We start from the raw sequence: 1,548 nt of genomic DNA, 5'->3' as shown, positions 1-1,548 counted from the left end.
GCTTTCCTCTCCTTTGCGTGGCTGTAGCACCACGAACTTGGCATATTGCGATGCCGTCGGAGAAGGCTGGCATCCACATGGGGTAATCGCGGGAGCGACGCACCCTGGAACCAATCATAGCCTTGGAGGGTGGCTGTTCCCCGATAAGATGAAGGTACGGGCTCACGACTAGACGCCGGGCCCAGGCATCTAACGGAGAACAGCCATGGCAGAATATATCGGTCTCGACGTGTCGATGAAAGAGACGGCAGTGTCGATCCGCCGTGAAGGCGAGCGGATCTGGCGCGGGAAGTGCGCATCTGATCCCAACATCATTGCCGAGCTTGTCCGCAAGCGGGCGCCAGCTGTAAAGCGAGTGGTGTTCGAAACGGGGCCTCTCTCCGTATGGTTCTATCATGCGCTGCGCGCCGAGGGTTTGCCGGCAATCTGCATCGATGCCCGCCACGCCAAAGCTGCGCTCGATATGGCGGCGAATAAGACGGATGCGAATGACGCCGATGGTTTGGCGCAGCTTGCAGAGGTGGGCTTCTTCCGCGAGGTGCGGGTGAAAGGATACGACAGCATGCTGACCCGAACGCTCGTGGCGGCACGCACCCGGCTGGTCCGGATCACCACCGAGCTTTCCAACCAGATTCGTGGAATCATGAAAACGTTCGGCTTGCTCGTTCCTGCAGGTAAGGGAACCACGTTCGAGAACAACGTTCGGCGCCTCCTTATCGATAACAAGGAGCTTGCTCTTATCGTGCTGCCGATGTTGGAGGCCTGGCGCGGCATTCGCATCCGCGCCGCCGAGCTCGGACGCCAGCTCGTCGCGGATGCCCGCCAAAGCCAGGCTTGCCGCATCCTCATGTCGATCCCCGGCATCGGCGCCATCACCGCGACCTCTTTCGCCACTGCCATTGAAGATCCGGGCAACTTCAAGAAGTCCCGATCTGTTGGCGCCTGGATCGGCCTGACGACGCGCCGCTACCAATCCGGAGAAGTCGATTATGACGGCCATATATCCCGACGCGGCGACCGCCATTTGCGAGGGCTTCTCTACGAAGCCGCGGCGGTCATTCTGACGCGTAGCTCAACTGACAGCACCCTGCGCACATGGGGACTTCAACTGCGGGAGAGGATCGGCTTCAAAAGAGCTGCTGTGGCCGTGGCGCGCAAACTGGCGGTGATAATGCATACGATGCTTAAAACCGGTGAGCTCTTTAATCCGAATGCGGGAGCCACAACGTAAAACCGGATAGCGTTCAGACTCTGAACGCCTGAGGCGTCCCTGCCGGGACGTGAGCCGAGCCATTCCGCTGATGGGGTTGCACCGCTGTCTCAGCAAAGTGCGTCGTCCACATTGAAGGCTCGTCCCGCGAAGCTCCATCATGCGGCGACTAATGTCGACCGCGAAGACAACCATGCACCCGGCAGTGCCGCTTCAACAAACTCCACGCTTGACGCCCCAACTGCGATTAGACAACCCCATCTGCTTGGCGTGCGCATAGCGCTGGTGCTTGATCAGCGCCAGCTTGCCGACCCGCACATAGGTCTGGCGCAAATCCA

At 59.9% G+C, this 1,548-nt stretch carries 1 protein-coding gene; it reads left to right on the top strand.

Translation table 11 applies throughout. The features are described 5' to 3' along the window. Positions 1-205 precede the first annotated feature (205 nt). Positions 206-1,231 (top strand): IS110 family RNA-guided transposase, encoded by a 1,026-nt coding sequence (locus ACWGS9_RS34795; RefSeq protein WP_320237133.1) that lies wholly within the window; start codon positions 206-208, stop codon positions 1,229-1,231. Positions 1,232-1,548: the final 317 nt, after the last annotated feature.

The organism is Mesorhizobium sp. Arg314 (assembly GCF_053714275.1).
Note: the sequence above shows the minus strand (reverse complement) of the source record. Positions and strands in the feature narration are given on the sequence as shown.